At 46.7% G+C, this 26,528-nt stretch carries 18 protein-coding genes, 1 tRNA gene and 1 pseudogene; 19 read left to right on the top strand and 1 reads right to left on the bottom strand.

Annotated features, from left to right (window positions below; all coding sequences use genetic code 11):
- The first annotated feature begins 24 nt into the window (after positions 1-24).
- The 9 genes and pseudogenes from AC1VOR_RS03850 to AC1VOR_RS03810 all read left to right on the top strand — a co-directional run bounded on the left by AC1VOR_RS03850 (position 25) and on the right by AC1VOR_RS03810 (position 11,894).
- A complete protein-coding gene (locus AC1VOR_RS03850) occupies positions 25-411 on the top strand; it encodes a hypothetical protein (protein ID WP_482615945.1) in 387 nt (128 codons plus the stop codon).
- Positions 412-590: 179 nt separating this feature from the next.
- A pseudogene (locus AC1VOR_RS03845) lies at positions 591-1,919 on the top strand (glycoside hydrolase family 1 protein).
- Between the two features lie 304 nt (positions 1,920-2,223).
- Complete coding sequence (locus AC1VOR_RS03840; protein ID WP_482615944.1) at positions 2,224-3,978, top strand: glycoside hydrolase family 35 protein; 1,755 nt, start codon at positions 2,224-2,226, stop codon at positions 3,976-3,978.
- Between the two features lie 324 nt (positions 3,979-4,302).
- The gene (locus tag AC1VOR_RS03835) at positions 4,303-5,259 is read left to right on the top strand and encodes a sugar phosphate isomerase/epimerase family protein (RefSeq protein ID WP_482615943.1); all 957 of its coding nucleotides are present in this window, start codon (positions 4,303-4,305) and stop codon (positions 5,257-5,259) included.
- A gap of 42 nt (positions 5,260-5,301) precedes the next feature.
- Positions 5,302-7,569, top strand: a complete 2,268-nt coding sequence (locus tag AC1VOR_RS03830; RefSeq protein WP_482615942.1) for a helix-turn-helix domain-containing protein — start codon at positions 5,302-5,304, stop codon at positions 7,567-7,569.
- A gap of 222 nt (positions 7,570-7,791) precedes the next feature.
- Positions 7,792-9,360, top strand: coding sequence for an extracellular solute-binding protein (locus AC1VOR_RS03825; protein ID WP_482615941.1), 1,569 nt, complete (start codon positions 7,792-7,794; stop codon positions 9,358-9,360).
- Positions 9,361-9,433: 73 nt separating this feature from the next.
- Positions 9,434-10,294, top strand: coding sequence for an ABC transporter permease (locus AC1VOR_RS03820; protein WP_482616396.1), 861 nt, complete (start codon positions 9,434-9,436; stop codon positions 10,292-10,294).
- A 17-nt stretch (positions 10,295-10,311) separates the two neighbouring features.
- Complete coding sequence (locus AC1VOR_RS03815) at positions 10,312-11,184, top strand: carbohydrate ABC transporter permease (RefSeq protein ID WP_482615940.1); 873 nt, start codon at positions 10,312-10,314, stop codon at positions 11,182-11,184.
- A 44-nt stretch (positions 11,185-11,228) separates the two neighbouring features.
- The gene (locus tag AC1VOR_RS03810; protein WP_482615939.1) at positions 11,229-11,894 is read left to right on the top strand and encodes a hypothetical protein; all 666 of its coding nucleotides are present in this window, start codon (positions 11,229-11,231) and stop codon (positions 11,892-11,894) included.
- Between the two features lie 72 nt (positions 11,895-11,966).
- Here the strand turns inward: AC1VOR_RS03810 and AC1VOR_RS03805 are convergent, their stop codons facing one another.
- Positions 11,967-12,761: a lipase family protein gene (locus AC1VOR_RS03805; RefSeq protein WP_482615938.1), complete on the bottom strand. Its 795-nt coding sequence runs from the start codon at positions 12,759-12,761 to the stop codon at positions 11,967-11,969.
- Positions 12,762-13,189: 428 nt separating this feature from the next.
- On the opposite strand from AC1VOR_RS03805, the gene AC1VOR_RS03800 reads away from it, so the two are divergent.
- From AC1VOR_RS03800 to AC1VOR_RS03755, 10 genes are all read left to right on the top strand, one after another.
- Entirely contained in the window at positions 13,190-14,866 is a 1,677-nt protein-coding gene (locus AC1VOR_RS03800) for a helix-turn-helix domain-containing protein (RefSeq protein WP_482615937.1), read from the top strand.
- 126 nt (positions 14,867-14,992) lie between these two features.
- Positions 14,993-16,003: an ABC transporter substrate-binding protein gene (locus AC1VOR_RS03795; RefSeq protein WP_482615936.1), complete on the top strand. Its 1,011-nt coding sequence runs from the start codon at positions 14,993-14,995 to the stop codon at positions 16,001-16,003.
- A gap of 21 nt (positions 16,004-16,024) precedes the next feature.
- Entirely contained in the window at positions 16,025-17,029 is a 1,005-nt protein-coding gene (locus tag AC1VOR_RS03790) for a FecCD family ABC transporter permease (RefSeq protein ID WP_482615935.1), read from the top strand.
- On the top strand, positions 17,026-18,051 hold the full coding sequence (locus AC1VOR_RS03785; RefSeq protein WP_482615934.1) for a FecCD family ABC transporter permease: 1,026 nt from the start codon (positions 17,026-17,028) through the stop codon (positions 18,049-18,051). The genes AC1VOR_RS03790 and AC1VOR_RS03785 overlap by 4 nt, the downstream gene beginning before the upstream one ends.
- Before the next feature lie 26 nt (positions 18,052-18,077).
- On the top strand, positions 18,078-19,724 hold the full coding sequence (locus AC1VOR_RS03780; RefSeq protein ID WP_482615933.1) for an alpha/beta hydrolase: 1,647 nt from the start codon (positions 18,078-18,080) through the stop codon (positions 19,722-19,724).
- A 94-nt stretch (positions 19,725-19,818) separates the two neighbouring features.
- On the top strand, positions 19,819-20,025 hold the full coding sequence (locus AC1VOR_RS03775) for a hypothetical protein (RefSeq protein WP_059054061.1): 207 nt from the start codon (positions 19,819-19,821) through the stop codon (positions 20,023-20,025).
- A gap of 276 nt (positions 20,026-20,301) precedes the next feature.
- A tRNA-Leu gene (locus AC1VOR_RS03770) sits at positions 20,302-20,385 on the top strand.
- Positions 20,386-20,941: 556 nt separating this feature from the next.
- Complete coding sequence (locus tag AC1VOR_RS03765) at positions 20,942-24,037, top strand: type I restriction endonuclease subunit R (RefSeq protein ID WP_482615932.1); 3,096 nt, start codon at positions 20,942-20,944, stop codon at positions 24,035-24,037.
- A gap of 14 nt (positions 24,038-24,051) precedes the next feature.
- On the top strand, positions 24,052-24,891 hold the full coding sequence (locus AC1VOR_RS03760) for a hypothetical protein (protein ID WP_482615931.1): 840 nt from the start codon (positions 24,052-24,054) through the stop codon (positions 24,889-24,891).
- Between the two features lie 56 nt (positions 24,892-24,947).
- On the top strand, positions 24,948-26,525 hold the full coding sequence (locus AC1VOR_RS03755) for a type I restriction-modification system subunit M (RefSeq protein WP_482615930.1): 1,578 nt from the start codon (positions 24,948-24,950) through the stop codon (positions 26,523-26,525).
- Positions 26,526-26,528: the final 3 nt, after the last annotated feature.

Raw genomic sequence — 26,528 nt, 5'->3', positions numbered from 1 at the left:
TCCTTCCTGTACGGGCATTTTACGGTGGAGAGTCTTACTCGGTTCGAGGAGAAGGATGAGCGACAGTGGAGAACGAAGGGGCCATTTCGACTTAAGGCACCTCTTCGGCCTGAGGCGGGCAATTTACTCGAATCAGGTCTGCCGTTTTACGGCAAACCTGTGGAGGTGGCAAAAACGGTGACACTGCCAGCAGGTGCGTCGGCTTCAAGCTTGCAGTTGAAGGACATATATGCAGATGCTGCTCAGATTACGGTAAACGGGCGGAATGCGGGGTGGTGCTGGGGTCCAGAGTGGACGTTGGAGTTGCCGGGTGGCCTTGGGTCTGGGGAGCACAAAGTTAGCGTGTCGCTGATTCCGAGCACTTACAACATGTACGGCCCACATTGCCATTTTGACGGGACCGGTATCTGATTAGCCATGATCAATACAAAGGCGTCAAAAACTTTGCCGATTTTCCGGATACCCCTGAGTATACGCATGGGCAGTTACCCGGACCAGGTTATGATCATCCGGCTGGAAGCGGACCATCCCGGTGCGCTGACTCTCACCGCGCACTTCGAACGGAAGAAAGGCAAGCACATGGATGTGTCATGACGGAGGGTTCCTTTGGGGAGCCGAGACGAATTATCAGAGGAATTGTAGAAGGGGAATATTACCCGGCTCACGATGCGATCGACCATTATAATCGATACAAAGAGGATATTGCTTTATTTGCCGAAATGGGACTGAAAATGTATCGCTTGTCCATTGCATGGTCTCGTATTTTCCCGGATGGCCATTCGGATACACCTAATGAGAAAGGCCTGGAGTTCTATGACAATGTGTTCAAGGAACTGAAGAAATATAATATTGAGCCGTTGGTCACAGTCTATCATAATGATCTGCCTTATCATTTCGTAGATGAATGCCAGGGATGGGCTTCCCGGAAGGTTCTGGATCAATATCTGGCGTTATGCAAAGTATTATTTACACGCTATAAGAATGACGTGAAATACTGGATTACTTTTAATGAAATCAACGACCTGACTGTACCTTTGGGTAACTGGAACCATGGTGGCATTCTTCACTAAGGAACAAAATACTTTGAGCAACAGGTAGATGAGCCTAACCTGCGTTATCAGGCATTGCATAATCAGATGGTAGCCAGTGCCGAAGCGGTGGTGATGGGGAAACAAATTAACCCAGAGTTCCAGTTCGGTTCCATGATTTGTCATATTACGGTCTACCCGTTAACTTGCCATCCTGACGATGTTTTACTGGCACAGCGAGAGGATTTGATCAGGAACTGCTTCTGTGGCGATGTGATGCATCGGGGAGAGTACCCGTATTATGCCTTTAGATATTTTGAAGAGAACGGTATTGAATTTGAATTTACGGATGCGGATAAAGCCATTCTGAAAGAAGGCATCTGTGACTTCTACACTTTCAGCTATTACATGACGATTTGTAAAAGTGCTAATCCGGATACAGCACAGACGTCTGGCAATATTATGGGCGGAGCTAAAAATCCTTATCTGGAAGTGAATGACTGGGATTGGCAAATTGACCCGAAAGGGCTTCGCTATACGCTGAACCATGTGTATGACCGCTACCGGCTGCCGGTTATGATTACGGAAAATGGTCTGGGAGCTCGTGATGTGGTAGAGGACGGTCAGATTCATGATGATTATCGGATCGAGTATACCCGTCAGCATATTCAACAAATGCAAGAGGCTATTACCGACGGCGTTGAACTTGTTGGCTACACCTCTTGGGGGATTATTGACGTAGTAAGCTGTTCAACCGGAGAAATGGACAAGCGTTATGGCTTCATTCATGTCGATAAGGATAATTACGGCAATGGAACTTTGAAGAGAACGAAGAAGGATAGCTTCTACTGGTATCAGAAGGTTATTGAAACGAACGGCAAAGAATTGTAAAAAAATAGAATTATTAAATAATATGGACAGATAATTGATAATAGTAGATTAAATGCACCTCTTGGGATCTCGGAATAAGCCTTGGCTAATTCGATGTAATTCCCAAGAGGTGCATTCTTATAAGCTGGAACAGAAAATTCGATAAGCCTGGACATCGGATTGGGCTTTGTATGCTATTGTGAAATGTCATCGTATCGTCTCCTTTGCTAATATGTGAATATAGTATACAGAATGGACGGCACACCGGCCAAAAATGTGATAAAGTATAAGGGATTTTTAGTAACCCTCGAAGGGATCGTGGCCTATGTCGAAGCAGCATTCATTTACTATTGAAGATCAGTTCTACTTGAATGGTAAGCCGATGAAGATTATTTCCGGTGCCATTCACTATTTCCGTGTTGTCCCGGAGTATTGGCAGGACCGTCTGGAGAAGCTCCAGGCACTTGGTTGTAATACGGTAGAAACTTATATTCCATGGAATATGCACGAGCCACGGGAGGGCGAATATAACTTCTCGGGCATGTATGATGTCAGGAAGTTTATCCAGACCGCTCAGAAGTTGGGCCTGTATGTTATCCTCAGACCGTCCCCTTATATTTGTGCCGAGTGGGAATTTGGAGGTCTTCCTTTCTGGTTGCTGCGGGATGGCGATATGAAGCTTCGCTTCAACTACGCGCCTTATCTGGAGAAGATCGACCGCTATTACAAGCGTTTGTTCGAGGAATTTAACGATCTGCAAATCGATAAGGGCGGCCCTATTGTGATGATGCAGGTGGAAAATGAATACGGTAGCTACGCCAATGATAAGGAATATATTTATTCGTTGGTGGATTTGATGAGAAAGCATGGGGCGACCGTTCCCTTAGTAACTTCCGATGGTCCATGGCTTGACATGCTGGATAACGGTTCCGTTCAAGATGTGGCACTGCCAACCATTAACTGCGGTTCAGATGTGAAGGAGCATTTTGTGAAGCTGAAGCAGTTCCATGGTGAGGACCGACCGCTGATGGTCATGGAATTCTGGATCGGGTGGTTTGATGCTTGGGGAGATAAGGAGCATCATACTCGGGAGGCCGAGAGTGCGGCTGCGGAACTTGATGATATTCTGAAAGAAGGCAGCGTTAACATTTATATGTTCCATGGGGGAACGAATTTCGGCTTTACGAGCGGTGCCAATTATTATGACAAGCTGTCGCCGGATACGACATCCTACGATTATGATGCGTTGCTGACGGAATGGGGAGATTTCACCCCGAAATATGAGGCCTTTAAGCAGGTTATTGCCCGTTATACCGAGATTCCGGACGTGCAATTCTCCACCACGATTAGCAAGAAGGCGTACGGAGAGGTCACCGTTAAAGAAAAGGTATCCTTGTTCTCTATTGTAGACAAGCTGGCGAAGGTCGTGGAATCTCCGTACCCCTTGACAATGGAGTCCCTGGATCAATCTACTGGATATGTATTGTATCAAACAGATTTGGGGAAACAACGTCGCGTTGAGGATTTTCGCTTGATTCAATGTGATGACCGGGCTCAGGTATTTATCAACGATAAGCTGATGTTCACCAAGTATGATCAACATATGGAGGATAAAGAGATCTTTGAGCTTCCTGATCCACAGAATGAACTGAAGATTCTGGTCGAGAACATGGGCAGAATCAATTATTCTGTCAAGATGAATACGCAGCATAAAGGAATCAAGGGCGGGGTTATCGTTAACGGCGCCTTCCAAAGCAGCTGGCAGCACTACGCATTGCCGCTGGATAATCTGGAGCTGGTCGATTTCAGCAAAGAGTATGTAAGCGGAACCCCGGCCTTTTACCGCTTTGAGTTGGAAGTGGATGAAGCAGGCGATACGTTTCTGGACTTTACCGGCTGGGGCAAGGGTGTGGCCTGGATCAACGGTTTTAATCTGGGTCGGTATTGGGAGATTGGTCCGCAACAAAGGTTGTATATTCCCGGCCCTTTGCTTACGAAAGGTATAAATGAAGTCATTCTGTTCGAAACAGAAGGCAAAGCCGGAGACACGATTCGTTTTGAGGATGAGCCAGCGCTTTAAGTGCGAGTTCAAAAAGTCGGGTTTACAGGACCGAGAAGGTTGGATGAAGCTAGGGACTGAGTAGCGGAGCGTAGACAGATCTACGTGAGCAACGGAAGGCCCGGCTGAATTCAAGATTCGATGTGGAATTTACTCCTCGAGCTGCTTCGTTCTGGGAAGACGACTTTTTGAACAACCTCTTTAATAACAAGCTTCTATGGTAGCCTAACAGCTCCATGGAGGCTTGTTTTAGTTTACAATCGGGTTCATTTATTTTGTTCGTGTCTTAACAGTTATGCTACATAATTAGGGTTGGCACCATAGTAAATGCAGAAGTGAAAGGTAGTGTGGCTATTGACTGGCTTGGACAAAGGTGAATATTCGTTCTCCACTTGCTGGAATATCAAACGTTTCGAGCAGGACGGAGCAGGTATGATAGAGGACATTCGTAAGCTTGGATTCCGCCGGGTAGAGTTGAACTACAATGTGACGCAGGAACATCTGAGAACCATTGAACCAATGATTGAGCGGGGCGAAATCGGGGTGTCCAGCGTACACAATACGTTTCCATATGTGAGTGATCCCGATTATGGTACCGATTCCGTGCTGCTGGGATTCAAGGATGAAGATAAACGGCAAAAAGCGATGGAGCTGTTACTCGGTTCCATGGAATATGCTCATCGTTACGGAGCCCAGGCTGTAGTTGTGCATCCGGGAGAGGTTCCGTTTGATACGAATATAGATGCTACGCTCAAAGAGATTTACCATGAACAAGGCAAGCATTCACAGGCCTACCAACAGCTTTGGGACGAAATGATCGCTCATCGTAGCAAGGAGGCTTTGGGTTATCAGAAGAAGATCCAGCAAAGCCTTGAGGAAGTATGTGAAGTGGCAGCTCGTAAAGGGTGGGACGTTAAGATTGGCATCGAGACAAGGTCCCGCTGCAATCAGATGCCTACCCTGATGGAGGCTAAAGAAATTTGTGTCAATCTGGCAGGGGCGGGAGTTCATCTGTGGTATGACATCGGACATGCCACGATGATGGAACGCATGGGTCTGTACGATAACGCTATTCATCTTAGTCAAGTGTTGCCTTACATTTACGGGGTGCACATTCATGAAACGGTAGAGCTTTCGGATCACTGGTGTCCTTACATTCACAGTGGGGACCCTGTCGATTTCAACCGTTTTCTACCGGCGATTGAGCAGGCCAAGGTTAAGGTATATGAGCTTAAGGCAGCATGCTCTCCAGAAGATATTCATGCGAGTCATGACCTGATTTTGTCCAAACTTGCAAAGTGAAGTGTTGAAACGAGCGATAGGCAGCGGAGAGGAGACTGGACGATGAAGACAATGAGTAAATGGACAAAAGTGTGGGTATGGATCTACTTGCCCGTTGTTTTCACAGCCATTTTAACTTTCCTGATTGTATCTGCCTGTAATTCGTACATTGTAGCTGCACAGCAGCAAAACCTGGAGCAGCGTGATGACATAAAGGCTTTCAGCCAATCTATTGAACGTCAGTTGAAGGAGCTTGATAAGCAGCTCTCCTTACGTATGGTCAAGAACGGATACATGAACCGCTTTTTGCTAAGGACCGACGACACCAAGCTGTCGATGACAGACTATTATGCCAGTCAGGAGCTTAGAGCCTTGCTGGATGAGAACAAACTGCTTCAATCCGTTTATTTATATCGTGGTCAGGATCAGCAAATCTTGTCTACAGGATATAAGAATGCAGCGTCCCAATTTCATGACCGTGAATATCTCCAATCTTTGCTTGCCGACGGGGCCTATAATAAGTGGTCATCAGCAAGAGAACTGTCAGAATATCCACTCTCCGTACCAGCGGAGCAGGTGGTTTCGTTAGCCAAGAATATGAGTAGCTTCAGCGGGAGTGACGGTGCACTCGTTGTCAGTCTGAAGCTTAAGGACTTGTTTAGTCGTGCGGCAGCGGGTAATTTTTCCGACAAGCTCTCTGTCCTCGTTACGGATGCAGAGGATATGCCACTCTATAGCAATCTTCCGCCAACTTATTTAATAGATGATAGAAGCAAAGACTTGTCCTTGCAAAATGAAACGATGTTGACCGGTCCAGGCTGGAAAATAGAAAGCCGGTTGTTGGATGACTCACTATTTCGCGCAGCCGAGCAAGCCGTGGTTATTCGCAATTTGACTATTATGGCAGGCATCCTTGCCATTCTGAGTTGCTTTATTATTTATTTCCGCAAAACCTTTAGACCTTTGAAGCAAATTTTGAGTCAAATTGAAGCTTCAGGGCTGCCTGCGCTTCATTCTTCCCATGGACAGGACGAGTACGCCATTATCGGTGAAACTATCACCAAATGGACCGATCATATGAAGGAATACAGTCAGCAGCAGGCGAAGGCGAAGGAACAGCTCAAACAGCATTTTTTCCGCGAACTCCTTTATGATGAAGAGCAAGCTATCCCAGTGTCCATTATGGAAGAAGAAAGCAAGCACTATGGCGTGGGAGAACAGGGGAATACCCTTGCTTTGATGATCATTGAAATCGATGGGTACGAGCAATTAAGCTTGTCGGGAAGAAAAGACGAAGTTAAACAGAACCTTCTGAATATGGTCAAGCAATGGGCGGAGGAACATCACTGTCACGTGTGGACGGAATGGACGATGAGTAAGCGGCTGACGGTGATGACGAGCTTACCAGGTGAATTGGCGGGGGATATACATTTCCTGACCGCTCAGTCCATTTTTGATTTAATTCAAGCCAGGCTCGAATGGTCGGTAACCATTGGCGTTGGTCAGAGCGTCACCTTGCTCCGTCACGTGCACAAGGCCTATAAGCAGGCATTGTTTGCTTTGCAGCATAAATTAACATCTGGCGGTGGAAGGGTGCTTGCCAGCAAAGAAGTGGCTGGGCGAGAATTGGCACTGGGCAAGGACTTCCTCCAACTGACTGAAGAAGCAGCCGAGAAGTTTAAATCGCTGTCGGAGGGTTGGGAGCCTGTTCTCAATCAGTATTTTGATGAATTGGACAAGCAAAAATTATCAGATGAACATGTCAGAATGCTGCTGGCTCTGCTCGTTTCGCGTTTTGAAATTATGATCGAAAGCAGGACGATAGACATTCGTCAATATTGGGCAGAGCATATATATCCCAAGCTGTTAGCGAAGATCAAGCATTCTGAACAGCTAAACGAAATCAGGGAATCTTGCCTCAGCTTGCTTGGCGCGACGTTCAAAGAAGTTCTTCTTGAGAACGAAAATCGAAGCCAGCGTCGCCTGGCTCAGCAAATTCGCACTTATATTGAAACGAGTTATTCAGATCCGGAGCTATCGCTTGATCGGGTCAGCGAAGCTGTCGGGATTAATGGTAAATATGCTAGTCAGCTCTTTAAGGAAGAATTCAAAATTAACTACAGCGAGTTTGTGGCTGGCCTAAGACTTCATAAGGCGAGCCGTCTATTACTTGAAACGGATGCCCCGGTGCAGGAAGTGGCCCGTGAGGTGGGATATCTGCATGCGATTTCCTTTGGCCGGGTGTTTAAAAAAGCGACGGGATTATCGCCGGGAGAATACAGAAAAAGTAAATGCGAGCCGCTGGATATTGGCGAGCTTGCCATCTATTGAAGAAAGGCCCATCAGATCACTGATGGCTTTTTTTATTCAATAAACCAAATGGTAGAGAGACACTCTTGCATTAACGACAAACCCTTGCTGGATAAGGCTTTCGGCCCTATATAGATGATACGGAATTTTGTGAATTGCCGGTGCTCGTACCCGGAAGCTATAACGGATATAGGGACTGCTACACGGCAGCCTGAAACCAAAAAAAGTATGAGGAGTGGAAGCGTGTTGTTAAAAAAAATGTGGGGTTTGGCAGGCTCGATTATTCTGACAGCGGGATTGCTTGCAGGCTGTGGTTCAGAGCAGCAGAACGTACCTGATACTGGTGCGAACGTTCCGCAAGAGAGAGTGACCTTAAAGGTTGGCATTTTTGACCGTGGAAATAGCCCGTCCGGCGTCACAGTGACAAATAACTATTGGACCAATTGGGTGAAGGACAGCTTTGGGGCAGTAGAGAGTTATATTGATGTGGAGTTTGTTCCTATTCCAAGATCGGGGGCTACCGAGAAGGTTAACGTGATGATGGCCAGTGAAGATGCCCCGGATATCGTATTTGCATCCACAGACAATCTGTTACCTTATAACTTTGCTAAGCAAGGTGGCTTGATGGATCTAACAGACATCATTGATGAGCATGGACCTAATTTAAAAAGCTACCTTGGCGATGTGCTGGAGATGGGGAAGGTAGACGGGAAAATTTACTCCATTCCTGGTAAACGCGTATATCAAGGCCGCTACACCTCTATTATCCGTCAGGACTGGCTGGATGAGTTGAACCTGCAAATGCCGGCAACTACAGAAGAAACCTATGAGGTCCTCAAAGCGATCAAGGCAGCCAAGCCGGATGCCATTCCACTTGGATTTGCACTTCGCCAAAGCTCCATTGAGCCCATTATGTGGTCGTTTGTAGAACCGCTGAATGAAGAACAAAGATACACATTGACCCAGCAGCTTGGGGCTACGGATTTTCCGGTTCTGCTGCCTGGCTTCAAGGCAGGCTTGAAGTTCCTCAACCAAATGTATAATGAGGACTTGATGAGCCCGGACTTTGCACTTGATACCGATGGGAATCAGTTGAATGAAGATATTATGAACGGCAAAGTTGGCTTGTATAGCGAAGATACGGGTAAAACCTATAATTCAACTCCAGGCATAGCAGCCAAACTCATCGCCAGTGAGCCAGCCGCTAATCTTGTGCCGGTAGATCCGTATACAAACAGTGAAGGCAAGCATGCCAAACCAGGTTATTTGCCGAACAATTTCTATATCATGGTCCCCGCCAAAAGTGAGCGAGCGGTGGAAGCGGTCAAGTATCTGAACTGGCTGGCTTCCGAGGAAGTCATGAGTACCATTCTGAACGGAACGGAAGGCCAAGACTATACATTAGTGGATGGCGTTCCACAGCGCATTGACTCGCAGGAAGTTGCCGATCGCATGTACAATGCCGGTGATATTGAACTGATGACCAGTGCCGTGGACTATGGAAATGCTGAAATGAATAGAAAAGCAATGGTATCGAGTGTGGCCGAGCAATTCCGTGCACGAGCCGAAAAATCTTATGAAATCGGAGAGACCGATACTATAGATCAAATACGCTTCCCCGATCCTATTGAAGCAGAGATCAAGTATGGGGCAATTCTGGGCGATCTGTATAACGAAATGCTTGTCAAAGTAGTGATGGCAAGTCCACAGGATTTTGAGGCAACCTATCAATCCATGATGGATCAATACATGAAGAGTGGCGGTCAGCAAATTCTGGATGAACGCATTCAGGCTTACGCAGCGTTGAAGTAGTAATAACACAGGGGTGGTGCAAGTAGAGGTGAAGAACGTAGGAAGGCACTTGCGGCTGAATTGGCAACTGTACATGCTGTTGGCGTTACCTCTGTCCTTTTTTATCATATTTCGCTACGGCTCCATGTACGGTGTCATCATTGCCTTCAAGGAGTACAACATCTTCCAGGGTGTGATGAAGAGCCCTTGGAGCGGCCTGGATACCTTTAGACAAATTTTTGCGATGGACAACTTTTGGAATTCGCTAAAAAATACGTTTATACTGAACTTTTTGGATTTGATCGTGTCTTTTCCAGCACCGATACTGTTGGCTCTCATCTTGAATGAATTGCGGTTATCGCTATTTAAAAGGTTCGCACAGACGGTGTTGTACCTGCCTCATTTCATTTCCTGGGTGATTATAGGCGGAATTGTCTATCAGGTATTTGCCACGAATAATGGTTTTCTAAATGAAATGCTTGGAGCCTTGGGTATTGGGCCGATCCCGTTCCTGACGAATTCGGGAAGCTGGCTTATCACCTACTTGCTTGTGGGTGTATGGCAAAGCGCGGGCTGGGGGACCATCATCTATTTGGCTGCGATTACGTCCATTAATCCTGAACTGTATGAAGCCGCTGCGATGGACGGAGCGACAAGAACAAGGAGAATGTGGAACATTACACTTCCCGGAATTGCGCCGACCATTATCCTTATGCTGATTATCAAGGTTGGGGATATCGTCCAAATTGGCTTTGATCGTCCCTATGTACTTGGGAATGCCAGTGTCGGGGATACCTCCAGGGTACTTAGTACCTTTGTCTACCAACTGGGTATGACCAGTGGGCAGTTCTCCATGGCGGCTGCGGTAGGATTATTTCAATCGGTCGTCGGGTTAGTCTTCTTGTTCAGTGCCAATACGTTAGCGCGGAGATGGACAGGAAGAGGAATTTTCTAAGAAAGGGGAGAAGGAACATGAATTTGAATGATCAAAGTGTAGCCGCACAAGCAACGATACGCGTCTTCATGATCATAGCCATCTTCCTATGTCTGGCCCCGTTTGTGCATATTTTTGCTCTCTCGCTGAGTTCGAATTCAGCTATTCTCTCGGGGAAGGTCTCGTTACTCCCCGTTGACTTTAATCTCAATGCTTATAAACAAGTGCTTGGCGATGCATCAATGATTCGATCTTTGCTATACAGTATTGTGCTTACCATATCCTATACGCTGTTCGCTTTGTTGATGACCATAGCAGCCGCCTTTCCGTTGTCCAAAGACAAGCTGAAGGGACGTAAACAGATGATGGTACTCATTATTGTCACGATGTTTTTTAGTGGCGGGCCTATACCGGAATATATGCTGGTTAAAGAGCTGGGACTAACGAACACCATGTGGTCATTAATTTTGCCCATACTGATCAATCCATTCTTCTTGATGATTACGATTACGTTCTTCCGGGCCATTCCAACTGCGCTGCTGGAGGCATCAGAAATGGACGGGGCAGGACATTTACGAAGTTTAGTGCAGGTTGTCTTACCCCTGTCTCTGCCGGTTATGGCTACCATTGGCTTGTTTTATGCGGTTGGCCGTTGGAACGGATTTATGGACTCGTTATATTACATTACGGACCCCAAACAGTTCCCCATTCAGTTGAAGCTGTATCAAATCGTCCAGAACAGTATGACGAACGACACGACCATCACGGAAGGTACACAGTATATCAAAATTCTCCCAGAGAGCATCAAATCGGCTAGCATCATGCTTGCCACGGTACCGATTTTATTAGTATATCCGTGGCTTCAACGCTACTTTATCGCGGGCTCTCAGGTCGGTGCGGTCAAGGAATAAGCTGGGCAACACATATATTAAGCCATTAAAAGGAGACTGCAAAAATGGATAATTTCACAATGGATCTGGTTCGGGAATATGCGCCAATCTTGTATTTCGACACTTTGGAGCCTTTCTTCCCGGTACGGGTTGGGGTTACGGTGCTGGACAAGTCCGGAGCTTCGCCTTCGTTCCGTAGGTCTTTTGATTTTCAAGCCAAGGATTTGAAGTATGTCATCGAATATGCGATTTACTGGGATTATGACATTCAGCATCTATATGAGCTGGAGCATGTGTGGATTTATGTGGATCAAGAGGGTCATGTGGTGGATTGCGATGCGAGCTTCCATGGGCGTTACTTTAAGGGGCTTCTAAGGGATGACAGCAATTTGGAGGGGACACATGTGAAGCTTTATTCTCAACCGGGAAAGCATGCTTTTCTGCCCGACCCGGAGATGTTCTATTTAATCCCGGATTTGATGGAGTGTACTAAGGCCGAAGCTCATAAGAGAGGTCTGATTGTCACGGGTGCCTTTGACGGCATCTATGAAAGCAATGAAGAGAAAGACCGTTTGGTCAACGCGGAACTTACAAGGAATGCCTTTACTCCCTCTATGGAATTCCAGGAATATCGTCTGGACCCAAGCCTCTTCGTAACATGGGAGCAATTAAAAGTGGAAGTCCCGCAGCGGATTGAAGCATGTATTGAACAATTGCGTAGCCAGAAGTAAATGATAAACACAAGCTTCCAGAGCAGCCTTATAGCTGCCTTGGAAGCTTGTTTTAGTTGGAGGGACATCTTCTTATACCACCGCTTCAGGAACGGGACAAAATCCCGGATTAGCTTGCTCCAGGCGCTGCACGAAGAGCGGGTCCAGCTTGGTCAACTCGGCAAAGTAGTTACCCAGGCTGTGGTTGTCGGACAGGGACAAGCTCGCAAAATGCAGCGGATAATCGGCAGGAACGTGGCTGTAGTAATAGGTTTTGTCCTGCTTCGGCAACTTGAAGACATTCGGTGGGGCATGGGTGACGGCATCAAAAGCGTTGGAAATCCGGTAGCTGTTAGGCACTTGCTTGGTGAAGAGATTCATGAAGTCAGGGTCGCCAACCCGCGGGGAGGCGTATGTGAACAGAATCGGCGTCCGGTTCGTGTTCAGAGCGATGTCGAAGGCACACAGGGTGGCGAGCGCTGCCCCCAGACTATGACCGGTAATGTAGAGCTTCTTATGCTCTGACAGGCGGTTGAGTAGGGAATGGATATGTTTACGGGCGGAATCGTAGATATTGGTGAAGCCGCGATGCGTCAGGCAAGCGGTCTTGCTCCATTTGGGCTTCCGCTGAGTGGCGATGACATCAGCGACCCAGTTGGGGGCTGAACTGCTGCCACGAAAAGCAAGGATAATCTCGTCATCCGTTTGCAAAATAAAGCCAAATCGTTCCCAGACGCCAACCAGTGATTCCGCTTCAATGACATCAAATAGTGAGTACCCGTAAGGAAGCACAAAGGATCCGTCCAGGTTGGAGAATTGCTTGTATGTCTGCTGGCAGACGGCAGCCAGAAATAGAGCACGCTGTGCTTGAGCTGTATTAAGTTCCATGCTTCATCTCCCTTCCGCTTTTGTACAATATATTAAGCGGCGAGGGGAGAGGTGCCTAAGCCTGGGTGAAACTGAACTTTAACCGTAATAACTCATATGCATAGCCAAGAAGGGAATCTCTCCGTTATAATTGATAATGATATTCATTATTAATTATAAATTATAAACGCTTCTCTAGCTGCTATTAATATTTTCTATTCAGTTGAACCAAAAGAATAGGCATGACAAGCAAGAGAGAAAATGATTCTGGAAGAAGCGGAGCGTTCGCCTTTGGGAGTGGATTTCTACCTCATAAGAATTTATTAAATAGGAAGAAATCCATGAGCAACAGCGATCGTAAGAACATTTTCTCGTCTGCTTCCTTGCATAAAATATAAGTTCAACTATATCAGTTAGGCAAATCAGCAATATAGGAGGGAGAGAAGACCTTGGCTATACACTTAGAATCCTACTCACAAGATATCAGCAGGTTAACCTTTCGCCTTTACGATGCGGAGCTTCAGCGAAGCGGGCCAGAGGCCGGGGAAGGCTTCACACAGGAAATGGTGATCCATCCGACCTTCCTGCTCCTTGCCGAAGGATCATGTCAACTGGAACGGGGACAGGGCAGTTGCCAGCTCAAGTCCGGCATGCTGTACGTATGCAAACCGGGGGAAACGATCTCCCTGAACTCCGATGGAGAGTCGGCTTCTGTTGCCGTGCTTAGAATCGGCATATACCGCCCTTCTGCAACCGCCAAGGGCCATCTTGAGCCGGTTGGCGGACATGAGCTATTTCCGTTCCCTGAAGAGATTTGGCTGCCACAAGCCGTCAAGTCCCTTGAACGCTGCCGCTCTATCTGTAGTCTGTTTGGCTGCGATGATCCGGTTAGTCGCTGCCGTGCACAAATCGAGATGATGGAGTTCATGCTCGAAGTGATTGAAGGCCAATGGAAGCCCTGGAAGGGCTATACCGATCCCATTGAAGGTGCAAAAAATTATATTGAAGAGCATCTGGATGAGCCTTTGACTACCGACCGAATTGCCGCTATCGCTGGTATGGCCCCGAGACGTTTTGCCGCATTATTTCGCAAGCGTTACGGGACGAGCCCGCATGATTATTTGACCCGAACCCGATTGCATCAAGCCATTCGCATTATGCTGCGGCCTTCCCAGAAGCTGAAGGATGTAGCCCATGCCGTTGGCTATGATGATGAATTTTACTTCAGTCGTCTATTCAAACGTGTCTACGGATTGTCCCCCTCGCAGTATGTATTGGAGCGCAAGGATCGTAGCGCAGTGTATGGCGGCCCGGCGGGGATTGGTTATTTGCTTGCGCTGGACGTCATCCCTCAGGCAGCTCCTTTACATCCCAAATGGTCCGGTTATTACCTGGAGCGATACGGGACGGACATTCCTTATCCGCTGGAAGGCTGGCGTTCCGGGCTTCCAGGCGATCCTAATCTGTTGCGCTTAAGAGAAGCCCAGCCCAGCTTGATCGTATGCCCTGCCGACCTTACATCAGAGGAGCGAGAGCAATTGGAGAATCTGGCCCCTGCGTACATTCTTCCGGAGGAAGCCAAGGATAGCTGGAGAGCGGGGTTATGCGGGCTGGCCGAGGTGCTTGGAGTAGAAGAGAGAGCGAAGCGGTGGATCGAAGAGTTCGAGGAACGTGCTACCCATGCCAGATTGCATATTGTTGAAGCAGCCGGAGGCCAGGCCCCGTCGGCTGTATTTGCCAGAATGACGGCGGAAGGTTTGTTTAGCCTTGGCTCACCGGGCACCTTAGACTTTGTTTATGGTCAGCTAGGTTTCCAGCGATCATCTCTGGCTCCAGAGGATGGAGACGAGGAAGCGCGGGTTACCTTACGGCAATTGGAGGCAGCGGAGGAAGAGCATCTCTTCATTCTGGTGCGCCAGGATACCCGAACGCTGATGGAGTGGAAGAAGCTGCGCCGTAGTCCAGAGTGGCAGGCGCTGCCCGCCGTCCGCTCCAACCGGGTGCATCTGTTGTCCTCCAGTCCCTGGAGAGAGTATTCGCCGATCGCGCTGGATCGCATTCGGGACAATCTCATTCAATTGTTGGATACTTATTCGGCTTCAATGAATGGATTCTCCGGTTCCTGAAAAGTCGAATTCGCAAAATATCCATGCCTGAGAGGAAATTTGTCTATGGCCCCTGACGGTCGATCTTTCTATCATAGTAATTGAGAAACATTATCAATTAAAGATCGGAAGGGGATCGAAAGAGATATGAAACGCAAAATAGCCAGCTTTATGTTAACGGTTCTACTCGTACTTACCGTAGGGTGCGGTGCTAATAATGCACCGGCTAACACATCCGCAAATACAAGCGGGGATGCATCTTCCGCGGCGCAAGCGGATACGGGCAATGCGGGAGCCAATACTGCCGATGATTCTACGGCCACGAAGACGATAAAATACCTGGACAAGGAGTATGTGGTTCCTGCCAACGCCGAACGTATCGTGATTACCGGAGCCCTTGAGGCTATGGAGGATGCTGTCTTGCTGGATGTTCACCCTGTCGGCATGGTCTCTTTCTCCGGCGAGTTCCCACCGCTGTATGCCTCCATTGCAGACAAGGCTGAATCCATCGGAGAGAAGACGGAGCCTAACTTCGAGAAAATACTGTCACTCAAGCCCGATGTTATTCTCGGAACCTCGAAGTTCGATGAGGCGGTTGTGCAGAAGCTGGAGCAGATTGCTGTTACGATTCCGTATTCCCATGTCTCGACGAACTGGGAAGCTAACCTGACACTGCTTGGCGAGTTGTCCGGCAAGGAGAGCGAGGCTGGTCAGATTATTGAACAGTACAAGCAAGACCTGGAGACCGGTAAAGCTAAAATAGAGGCCTCCATGAAGGATAAGAGCGTGGCCATTATCCGGATTCGGGGTGGAGAGCTCGCCATTTACGGACCGGACTTGTTCTTCAATCCGATTCTCTATACCGATCTGGGCATTACGCCTCCGGCTGAGATTGCTGCCGCCGAGAAGCAGGCGACGATCTCCGTGGAGAAGCTGGCCGAGATGAATCCGGACGTGCTCTATATTCAATTCTCTGAGGATGAGAATGCCAACGCCACGGATGCGCTGGACAAGCTGAAGGCGAACCCGATCTTCTCCAGCATTGAAGCGGTGAAGAATGACCAATTGCATGTCAATGTAGTCGATCCGCTAGCTCAAGGAGGAACCGCGTACAGCAAGGTTCAACTCCTCAAGGCATTCCTCGCTAACCTGGAATAAGGTGAAATGGGTGGTTCATTGATGCGCTTATCTAATCGATTGCCGGTGTTAATCCTCGGATTGGCACCGGCAATCGCTCTATTACTCGTTGTGGGCTCCGTTCTGTACGGAGCCAAGTCTATTCAACCCATTGATGTTTGGCATGCCATCGTTCAGTTCGATCCGGGAAATGTGGATCATCAGGTCATTCGCCACTCGCGGCTTCCCCGGGTATTCGGGGCGCTGCTCATCGGGGCATGTCTGGCTTTGTCGGGTGTGGTGATGCAGAGCATTACCCGCAATGACCTGGCTTCTCCATCGTTAATGGGGGTGCTGGACGGCTCGGTATTTGCCGTGACTCTGGCCATGATCTTCCTCCCCTCAAGCGGAGGGGGAGTGGGACTCATTGGTTTCTCGCTGATCGGCTCGGCCTTGGGGGCGGCTCTCGTATTTGGTCTGCTGCGGATGCTGCCGGGAAGAGGTGACCCGGTGACCCTGGCCATTCTGGGGACGCTGGTCGGGATGTTCCTGAACGGAACGGCGGATGCTTTGGCACTGTACTATCATATTCCTCAAAAAATCAGCTTCTGGTACAACTCGCGTCTCTATCAGCTAGACCCCGAGCTTATCAAGTTGTCTCTGCCGTTCGTACTTGTCGGTGGCCTGCTTGTATTCGGCCTGTCCCGCTCCATTACGCTGCTCTCCCTTGGCGAGGAGCAGGCTGAGGGATTGGGCGTACGGACCAGACTGGTGAAGGTACTGGCCATGATTGGTGTCACTTTGCTGTCAGGCATTACGGTTGCCATCGCCGGGAAGATCGCATTCATTGGTCTTGTTATTCCGCATATTGCTCGCAGGCTGGCAGTTCGCAGCACCCGGCTGGTCTTGCCCCTGTCGGCGGTACTAGGTGGTCTATTCCTGGCCTTCTGCGATATTTTGTCCCGGTTCCTGAATGCCCCGTTCGAGACGCCGATTGGGGTAGTAACCGCTCTATTTGGCGTACCGTTCTTCCTCTATCTAATCAAGAGAAAGGGTGGAAGAATATGAGCCGCCGAGGGCTTCCTTATTTAGTTGCTTTATTGCTGGCTGGTCTGCTGATTTACCTGGGAATGACGAATGGTGAATTCGATGTCAGCGTTCCTGAGGTCCTGAAGACCTTACTTGGAATGAGTCAAAATAATGATTTTGAATTGGTTGTGTTCCAATTCCGCTTGCCTCGTATTGTGCTGGGGGCGATGGTTGGGTTCGCTCTTGGCCTGTCGGGGGCAGCCGTTCAGAGCTTGACCCGCAATCCGCTGGCCGATCCCGGCATTCTGGGCATCCACAGCGGGGCCAGTCTGTTCGTCGTGTTGTTCATGTTCTCCTTCCAGGGGATGATCTCCTTAACGGGGAATTTGGCAGTCATGGCTATGCCAATATTCGGGATCATCGGAGGGATGCTCTCGATGAGCTTGATCTACCTGCTGGCTCAGCATCGAGGGAACTTTGATCCGCGTAGGCTGATTTTAGTGGGGATTGCTGTGAATCTGGGATTTGGAGCGATGACGATGTATGTTTCGCTCAAGATGAATCCGCAGGATTTCGAGAGAGCGGCGATGTGGCTTTCCGGTAATTTGAATACAGCCAACTGGCTGTATATTCAGACCATTTTGCCTTGGCTGCTGATATTGGCGCCCTTATTATGGGGGCAATCCCGGCGTCTGGATCTGCTTCGTCTGAATGACGACAGTCTGGTGGGCTTGGGCATGGGACTGAAGCAGACGCGCAACATCCTGCTGGGGATGAGCGTGGGCCTGACTGCCGCCACGGTGGCGGTCGCAGGAACGATTGGATTCGTGGGCCTGATTGCGCCACATATCGCTTATCGTCTGGTGGGCATTCACAACCGTCTCGCTCTTCCGCTTGCCGGACTGCTGGGGATGGTCCTGGTGCTGGCGGGTGATTTTATCGGTCGAACCTTCTTCCTGCCAGCACAGCTTCCCGTAGGCGTGGTCATTTCCGTGATCGGTGCCCCCTATTTCGTCTATCTGTTGATTCAGGGAAGTAAGCCGGGAAGAGGTAGAGCATGAACTTTAATGAAAAGGAGGAGTCACGCGTGAATGTACAATCTACTATGGAAGACAGGGAGTGGGAGGGTCGCAAGCTGACCATCTATCTTCCTCCTACCTATGCGATATCGGAGCGGTCTTACCCTACGGTGTATGTGCATGACGGAGGCAAGCTGATGGGAGCCTGCTTCCGTTATATGGAGCGGCTCTTCTGTGAAGAGAAGGTCGAAGAGGTCATCGTAATCGGTGTCCATTCCGCTTACCGCAACGATGAATATACGCCTTGGCCGACCGATGCCGTGACGGAGGGACGCCCGGTATTCGGGGGAGCAGGGCGGGCTTATGTGGATGAACTGGCCGATTCAATCAAGCCCTGGATCGATTCGGTCTATCGCACAAAGCCGGAGCCTGCTCATACGGGGCTTATCGGCGGCTCGCTCGGAGGACTGATCTCTTTATTCGGTGCTTATTTCCGGCCAGATGCCTTTGGCCGCTTCGGTCTCCTATCTGCCTCCCTCTGGTACGAAGGGGCACTGGCGCAGCTTGCGCAGTGGCCTGTTCCATCGAAGGAACAGGCCTTCTATGTCTCCGTAGGGAACCGGGAGGGGCAGAGTAAGGTGAATCGTCAGCGCGAGATGGTTCCGAATACACTCGCGTTATGCCGCGAGTGGCGTGCTCGCGGGATACATTCGCAGTCGCTGAAGCTGGAGATTGTGGATGGCGGTACGCATGACTTCATCTTTATGGCCAAGCAATTTCCTGAAGCCTTGGCTTGGTTATTTCCTCACACAGATCGGGATCGATATGCGGAGAGTGGTTTAGGAACGTCCTCCGGGAATGTGTGGGGAGCCTCCCCCGGCTCAGTACCTACCGAAGGCGCTGGGGGAGTCCCCTATACTGTGCTGGGCACCGAGCAGATTGACCTGGTGTCAGGCATTACCGGACTATCCTACCGCATCTTCGTCCATATTCCGTTGAAGCCCGCTCCGCCTGAGGGTTATCCGGTATTGTATGCCGTGGATGGCAACGCCTATTTCGGTTCCTTGGCCGAAGCGATGCGGCTGGTGACGCGACATCCTCGCGGCTTGCCGCCTGGGGTGATCGTAGGAATTGGTTATCCAGCGGAGGGGCCCTTTGTGGCAGAACGGCGGTTCTACGACCTGACCACGCTTGCCAAGCGGGACGGGCTTCGCCCGGATGGCTCTGCCTGGCCGGTAAATGGGGGAGCGGAGTTCTTCCTTGATTTTATCGAACAAGAGTTGATGCCCCTGATTGCTCAGCGTTTGCCCATTGATCGCTCGCGGCAGTCGTTGTTTGGCCACTCGCTTGGGGGATATTTCACGCTCCATACCCTGATGACACGTCCCCACATGTTCCGTTCTTATATCGCAGGTAGCCCGTCACTTTGGTGGGATGACCGCCTGCTGTTCCGTCGTCTCCCCGAATGGGAGCAGCGAGAAGGCTCGCTGGATCATGGGCCTGAGCTTATGATCATGGTGGGGACACAGGATGATAGAATCTACGAATCGGCCCAGGAGTATTACCGTGGGCTGCTTCCTTACCGCAATCAAGCCTTTAGCAGGCTGGAATGGAGCGAATTTACCGGGGAAGGTCATGTTTCCGTGCTGCATCCGCTGATAAGTCCTATGTTGCGTTTTCTCTTTGCAAAGCCGGGAGAAGAACTGCGCATATAGGATGCATAAAGACAGCGCTTTCGATATAATGGACCCAAGGTTGAGTTGGGCTCACTTCAATCTGTATAGCGTTGTCATTATGAGGCATGGGCAGGTGATACTTGTGGAATGGCTGTATTTAATTATTATTCTGGCTGTAGTGTTGGCTCTGGTCTTCACAATCATGATTGGACGCTCTCAGGGCAATAAAGAAGAGAACTCCCGCTATACCCAGCAGACGGGCCGAAATTGGCTAAGTCTAAGCCTGATGTACATTGCCGGCATTTTGGCTGTGGTGTTGCTGCTGATTACTTTCCTGTAGAGACTCCCATTTAGCAGGAAATCCTCCAGTTAAACCTTGAAAATCAGCCATTTTCCTCATATTAGTGGGAGGATTTCCAACTCGTCTCAACTCGTCTAGTATCAGCATGAAGGGACAGTATGCAGGGGACGGGGCAGCACTTGGATCAGCTCCCGAGTATGTTTTCGTAAGCGCTGCTGGATTTGGGCCAATTCACATTTTTGTTGACTCGCTTGCTTATACGTGATATCATAAATTTCGTTGCCGCATTTCTTGGTGAAGGCGACAACGAGATACGCGGTCGTGGCGGAATTGGCAGACGCGCACGGTTCAGGTCCGTGTGGGCTAACCCCCGTGGAGGTTCGAGTCCTCTCGACCGCATTATTATAAATACTCAGGATCTTGAATTCGTCTTTTGACGTTATTCAAGATCCTTTTTTACATAGCTTGTTGTATATTTTTAATTTGCAATTTGTAAAAAAGGAAAATGACAGAAAGCGTCGAAATTAAGCTCTAATCTACATATATACCAATTACAGGTGCAGGTCATAGGGTGAGTCTAAATTGGACGGAATAGACTAGGATTTTCAGAGCGATGAATAAGGGAATTTAATTATAGTGAGGCGAAGAACGAGGTGCATATGGCTGTATGTTGATTGGAAAGTAGATGAAACAGGTCTGAGGCTGTTACTCATTAAAGCTTTCTACGTGGTCGTCAGATAGTTTAGCACTGCTATTTCTTTGAATATGTAAGGTGTTAATAAAGAGGAATGATAGTGTTATCAAGCATGATGCTTACTTCATCTTAGTTTGCAAACACGCTCTAGAGGATACTTTCTTTAACACCAAGTTTGAAGAGAGTGTTACAATCATTCCAAATTAAATAGTCTTCATGGCGGTAAAAAGTCAGAAAAATTTTATTACGGAGGATTAATCAATGAACTATGAAGCCCAAACAGAAAAGAGTTTCATTGAGATCTTAACTAAACGGGAAAACCAATGGACATATCGTGGTGATTTAAAAACAGAAGCTGCTCTGTGGGATAATTTGCGAAAACATATCAATCGCATTAATCTGGCGCGACTAGATGGTGTACCGCTTACAGAGAAAGAGTTTGAACAGCTAAAGGTTGAATTTAGCCGACTGACAGCTACTCCCTTTAACGCTTCTCAATGGCTACGAGGTGAAAATGGTGTTGCTGCCATTCATGTTGAGCGAGAAGATGTGAAACGTGGCAGGGTGTCGCTTGTGCTATTCAGTAATAAGGATATTGCTGGCGGAATTTCAAGCTATGAAGTGGTAAACCAAGTTACACCAGATACAAATACTGATACTCGTGGTGATGTAACCTTATTGATAAATGGTTTGCCACTTATTCATGTTGAATTAAAAGCTGAATCTGCCAAAGATGGATACATGCAAGCGTTCGAGCAAATACAGCGTTATGCAGAAGTTGGATTTTTTGATGGCATTTTTTCGACTACCCAAATTTTCGTAATAAGTAACAAAGTATCAACGAAATACTTTGCACGACCTGTAGCTAACACCTCAAAAGCTTTTGAAGCCGCAAAGAAATTTCTGTTCAACTGGAGAACGTCGGATAATGAGCCCGTCGAAAATCTTTACGATTTCACAAGGCAGGTTTTACGTATCCCTACTGCCCACGAATTAATTAGCAAATTCACTATTTTGGTGGATGATCAGAAAAGCCATAAGTTTTTGATGGTTTTAAGACCGTATCAAGTTCATGCTATTCAAAAGATTATTGGTCAAGCGGCGAAGCATGAGGGTGGCTTTATTTGGCATGCTACTGGCTCAGGGAAAACAATAACAAGTTTCGTGGCAACCAAGCTTTTAGCACAGACATCCATCGGTGTAGACCGAACCGTTATGGTTGTTGATCGAACAGATTTAGACAGCCAAACCAAAGATGAGTTTAGTAAATTTGCATCTGAGTTTCACACAGGCTTGGCATCGGGCAATATTACAGAGAATGCGCTAATTGTCGGCGTTGATAATCAACGTAAGCTAAGCAATAGCTTACTAAGTAAAAAAAATAACAACACCATTATCGTCACAACCATCCAAAAATTGAGTGCGGCTGTTAGAGATGCTAAAGAAACGGAAAATAATAAATTTGAGAAGCTTAAAAGCGAACACATTGTTTTTGTAGTAGATGAGTGTCATCGTGCAGTCAGCGATGAGCAGATGAAAGAGATTAAAAAACTTCTGCCTAACTCAACATGGTTTGGTTTAACTGGCACGCCAATTTTTAATGAAAACCAAAAACAAGAAAACGGAACATTTGCAAGAACAACGAAACAGCAGTATGGCAACTTACTGCATGCATACACAACGAAAAACGCGATGGACGATAATTCTGTCTTGAACTTTCAAGTGGAATATCATTGCCTATTGAATGAGGATAGTAAAGCAGAATTTTTGTATAAAACAGTCAAAGGAAAATACCCGAAGATCGATCCGAGCAAAAAGCTTGCCGACATGACAGATATTGAAAAAGAGGCATTACAAGACAGAGAATTATTTGAGTGTGACGATTATATTGAAGCCATGCTAAAAAAAATATTTAAGCGTTCATCCGTGATAGAACGTTTTAAGGTAATAAATGGCTATCCGACTATGAGCGCTGTTCTAACAACACACTCCATTACTCAAGCCAAGCTTATTTATCATAAGCTACAAAAAATGAAAAAAAAAGGAACTCTGTTAAATGGGCATGAGTTAGATGAACGTCATACACTCCGTGATCCTGATTTTCCAAGAGTGACCATTACATATTCCATTAACGAAAATCAAGGTGAGATGAACAAAGCGCAAGCAGAAGTTAATGCCATTATGCAGGAATACAATACTGTTTTTGGCACGAACTACGCAGATCTCGATCTGTTTAATAAAAATATTAATAACCGCTTAGCACGGAAAGATGCTTTATATCAAAAGGACGGAAAATGGCTTGATATGGTTATTGTTGTTGACCGTCTGTTGACGGGATTTGATGCGCCTACGATACAGACTTTGTATGTTGACCGGGAACTGAAATATCAAAAGCTGCTACAGGCATTTTCACGTACCAATCGCATTGCGCCTGGGAAAGAGCACGGTATTGTGGTATTGTTCCGAAAACCTGCCACTATGCGAAAAAATGTGGAGGATGCCATCCGGCTATTTACGAACCAACAGCAAAATTGGGAAGCCCTAGTGCCGAAAGAATATGCCCAAGTGAAAGTTGGATATATAGAAGCCTACGAGGAACTTCAACAAGCAAAAGAAAAATTGGAATGCGATTCCAATAACATTAAAAACAAGATTGAACAAGTAAGAGCCTATCAAAAACTTGAAAAAATCCAAAGAGCCATAAAAAGCTATGAGAATTACGAAGAGGATTATACAAAACTTGAACATATTACGAAAGCACTTCCCAAGGAAAGAGGATATTGTGAAAATTTGAAAGCCGAGATTCGAGTCGAATTAGAGGGTCAAACTGGAGACGAGATGGATAACTTGCTCCAAGACATTGAATTTACGAGCGAACAAAGGGCTGTGCATGAGGAACGCATTGATAGCTTCTACATAAATCAGCTTCTGAGCAAATATCAGAAGTCCACGGATAAAACAGATAAAAATGCTTTGCGCGAAAAAATCATGCAAGAGATTAATACAAAACACGCATCCGTTCAGGTAATATACAACGCTATCTTAAACATCATTGACAACAATCGACCAACAAAGGATTGGATAGCTTATTTCGCTGAAGAGATTGATAATATACTACAGAATACTGCTGAGATATTGAAAGTGCCTATAGCTAACCTGCAAACCAGCTTTAACGAGTATCGTCCAAATAGTGGGATTGTGCCCTTTGTCAATGTAATAAGCGAAGCATCAAGCTTAAGCAAAGATGATTTTGAGGCTACATTTAACGAAAAATATAGAAAGCGTCTTCTCGTTATAGAGCAGTATTGGAAAAATATTTTAGATGAAAAATTACTACCACTAAGAGATGAGTGTTAGAGGGTGGGCATGATATGGATTTGAGTAAACTATTGAGAAAACCGCCAGCGGAGGATTACCAACAAGTCGACACGTTCTGGATTCCAGAAGAAAGCGAAGACTATGAATATAGCGATGAGAATGAGGACGATATCTCCCTCCTAATTGGGAAACATATCATTTTGGATGCTGGACAAATATCTCTGAATTACTACTGTACAGAATGTGAAGATTTACGCACTTTTAATTCTATTAAAGGGCAAGAGCTTCGAGGAATTGTTGTAAATAAACAAGTCATTAGCATTGATTGCATTTTGCATTGCAATTGTGGTTCAGTTGTCCATACCTGGTTTTTAGTCGAAGCTGAAGAGGATTTTCGGTATCAGTCACCTAAAGTACGCATATTGCATTTTAGAGAAAAATTAACCGAAAATGTTAAGCTGCAGTTTGAGAAATATGGAGAATTTAGTGAATGGCTAGAAAAAGCAAAGCGAGCATACAGAGATGAACTTGGTTCAGGTGCAGTTATATATCTAAGAAAGGTATATGAATCTATAACCTATAGCATTGCAAATGCCAATAACATCATTATTCATACAACAAATGGGAAGAGACGTCCTTTTTCTGACATATTGAAAGAGGTCGATCAGCAGCACTCAATTATCCCAGTCTCTTTCTCTACAAACGGATATGAGCTTTTCAGGCAGCTTAGCGAAATAATACATGGCGATGGAAGCGAGGAAGATGCACTTGAGTACTTTGGAGCATTGTATACTTTAGTCACCAGCATATTAGATAATGTAAACAAGAAAGAAGAGTTAAAAAGCGCCGTACAGAAATTCAACTGGTCTACGAATAATGTAAGCGCAAATTAATGTTTATGCCTGCAACCAACTTTTAAATAATCTGTCTATAGGAAGGAAGTAAATATATGAGCCATCTAGAGCAACAATTATGGGCAAGCGCCGATATTCTTAGAGGGAAAATGGATGCGAGCGAGTATAAAAATTATTTGCTCGGTCTTGTTTTTTATAAGTATCTTTCCGACTTAGAGCTACGCGCTGTGTACGAAGAAGCAAACGGAAAACCCGAAGAATACCCATCTCGTGACATACAATTTGACGAGCTTATGGATTGGTATAACGATGATGTCGAAGAGTTAAAGAACACCATGCACCGCAAACTTGGGTATTTTATAGAGCCGCAGTATCTCTTTTTACTTCTCCGTAATAAAGCATCACAATATGAATTTCAAATAGACGATTTGCAGACTGCCTTTATCGAGCTTTCTCGTCAAGGTGAAAATTTTGAAAGCTTGTTTGATGATGTTGACCTAAACTCTACGAAGCTCGGATCACACGCACAGCAAAAAAATACAACCATCATGGAGGTTATAAAAGCTTTAGATGAGATAGACTTGTTTGGGCATGAAGGGGATGTTATTGGCGATGCTTATGAATACCTTATTGCCCAATTTGCCGCAGGAGCAGGCAAGAAAGCAGGAGAATTCTATACCCCGCAAGCTGTTTCGAAAATTATTTCAAAGATTGTTAGTATCGGGCAAGAGGAACTAGCACCATTCCATATTTACGACCCGGCTATGGGTTCGGGCTCGCTGATGTTGAATATCCGTCAGTTTCTGAGTAATCCGGAAAAGGTCTATTTTCACGGACAAGAGCTAAACACCACCACGTACAATCTCGCTCGAATGAATTTAATTTTACACAACGTTGATCGTGAGCAAATGCGGCTCAATAATGGTGATACGTTAGATGCAGATTGGCCGACAGACGAACCATTCCTTTTCAACGCGGTTGTTATGAATCCTCCATACTCTGCAAATTGGAGTGCTTCCGAAAAGTTTTTAAGTGATCCACGTTTCGAACAATATGGAAAACTCGCACCAAAATCCAAAGCCGATTTTGCGTTCTTGCTACATGGCTACTACCACCTAAAAGACAGTGGCACGATGGGAATTGTACTGCCGCATGGTGTTTTGTTCCGTGGTGCTGCCGAGGGCGTTATTCGCAAGGTGCTTCTTGAAATGGGCGCAATAGAAGCTGTAATCGGCTTGCCAGCTAATATTTTCTATGGAACAAGCATACCAACGGTTGTGCTTATCTTGAAGAAAAACCGTGCGAGTCGTGATGTGCTTTTCATTGATGCTTCTAACGATTATGAAAAACAGAAGAATCAAAATATCTTATGTCAGCAAAATATTTCAACAATTGTTGATGCCTATAAAAAGCGTGAAGAAATTACTAAATACGCACATTTAGCAAATTTTGATGAGATCGTGGCGAATGACTACAATCTCAACATTCCTCGCTATGTAGATACTTTCGAGGAAGAAGAGCAAATTGACATTGTTGCACTGGGACGTGAAATGCTGGACTTAAATTTGCAAATAAAACAAAAAGAAACGGAATTTTTAGCCTTGCTTGATGAGCTTGCTATGACTGATGAAACTAAAGAGCTTATTGAGGCAACAAAGCGAATTTTTATTTGAGGT

The organism is Paenibacillus sp. 1SOY10, assembly GCF_056836745.1.
This window is presented reverse-complemented; position numbering and strand designations above follow the sequence as displayed.